The organism is Sphingomonas segetis (assembly GCF_009720245.1).
Lineage (GTDB): Bacteria > Pseudomonadota > Alphaproteobacteria > Sphingomonadales > Sphingomonadaceae > Sphingomicrobium > Sphingomicrobium segetis.
Genome location: NZ_WJSQ01000282.1, coordinates 1 through 1,455 on the forward strand (window position 1 = coordinate 1; position 1,455 = coordinate 1,455).

Below are 1,455 nucleotides of genomic sequence, written 5' to 3' on the forward strand. Positions count from 1 at the left end.
GAGCCTCTTTCGCGCCTTGTTCGAAAGCTTGAGCCGCGCGGCCACGGCTTGCGCAACGGCGACGTCGCTCGGCAGCAGCGCGGCGAGGCGGCGGAGGCCGTCCGGCGCAATTCCCGCAGCTTGCTCCGCAGCGATCGCCGCCTCGAGCCGCGCGAACCCATCGGCCGCAATTTCGGGCAACACCGGCTTGAAGATGGCGCGCTCCAGCATAATCCCGACGGTCACCGACGGGTCGGTGAGGGCGAGCAGCTTGAGGAGCTCGTCGGCGATGCGCTCGCGCGACAAGGCCATGAGGTCGTTCGCGCGCTGCGTGCACGCCTCGAGCGCCGCTATGTCGGGCTTTCCCGCGCCGAACCGGGCATGGAAGCGAAAATAGCGAAGGATTCGCAGATGATCCTCGGCGATGCGCTTGAGCGGATCGCCGATGAAGCGGACGTGCCGCTCGAGGAGGTCGGAGGCGCCGCCGAAATAATCGAACACCTCGCCGGTCAGCGGGTCTGCCGAGAGAGCGTTGATCGTGAAGTCGCGGCGCGCCGCATCCTCCTCCCAATCGGTCGTGAACGCGACCGTCGCCCGGCGTCCGTCGGTCGAGACGTCGCGGCGCAGCGTCGTGATTTCGTAGGCATGGCCGTCGCTCACGGCCGTGACGGTACCATGGTCGATCCCGGTCGGCACCGCCTTGATCCTGGCCGCTTCGAGCCGCCGGATCACCTCGTCGGGCTGCAGCCGAGTCGCCAGATCGACGTCGCTGACCGGAAGGTCGAGCAGGTCGTCGCGCACGGCACCGCCGACGTAGCGCGTCAGGCCCTCGGTAGCACCGAGCGCGTCGAGTAGCCGCGCCATCCCGGGGCGGCGGCGCCATTTGGTTGCGTCGATCTTCAGCGCCACTGGAGCCGCCGCGAGAGATTGACGATCATTGCCGCGGTTGCTCCCCAGATCCGGCGTCCATTCCACAGGATTTCGTAATAGTGGCGCTCGCGGCCCTGCAACAGGGCGCTGCGGCGAAGCTGGTTCGCCGGGTTGAGAAGGAAGGCGAGGGGCGCCTCGAACAGGTCCGCCACCTCATGCTCGTGCGGCCGCAGCGGCAGGTCCGGCGCGACGACGCCGACGACGGGGGTCACGACGAAGCCAGTGACGGTGCGGTATGGATCGAGCGCGCCGGCGATTTCTACCGCGCCCGGATCGAGCAGGATTTCCTCATTCGCTTCGCGCAGCGCTGCGGCTGCCGCTTCTTCGCCCGCTTCGATCCGGCCGCCGGGAAAGGCAATCTGCCCGGCGTGGGTGCGCATGTTTTCGAGCCTGACGGTGAGCAGCACGCCGGGCTCCGCGCGGTCGGTGACCGCAATGAGCACGGCCGCCTCCGTCGAGGCGGCGGCGCGAAGCCCGGGGCAATCGCCCTCCAGCGGTGGCTCTGCGGCCGGGTTGGCGAGCGCCGCCCGCAAGCGTTCTGCGAGC

At 69.1% G+C, this 1,455-nt stretch carries 2 protein-coding genes; both read right to left on the reverse strand.

Annotation, left to right across the window (positions count from 1 at the left end; all coding sequences use genetic code 11):
• The coding region (locus GH737_RS14775) for a CCA tRNA nucleotidyltransferase (protein ID WP_155265520.1) at window positions 1-843 on the reverse strand (843 nt) is incomplete at its 3' end.
• A 35-nt stretch (window positions 844-878) separates the two neighbouring features.
• The coding region (locus GH737_RS14780) for a CoA pyrophosphatase (protein WP_155265519.1) at window positions 879-1,455 on the reverse strand (577 nt) is incomplete at its 5' end.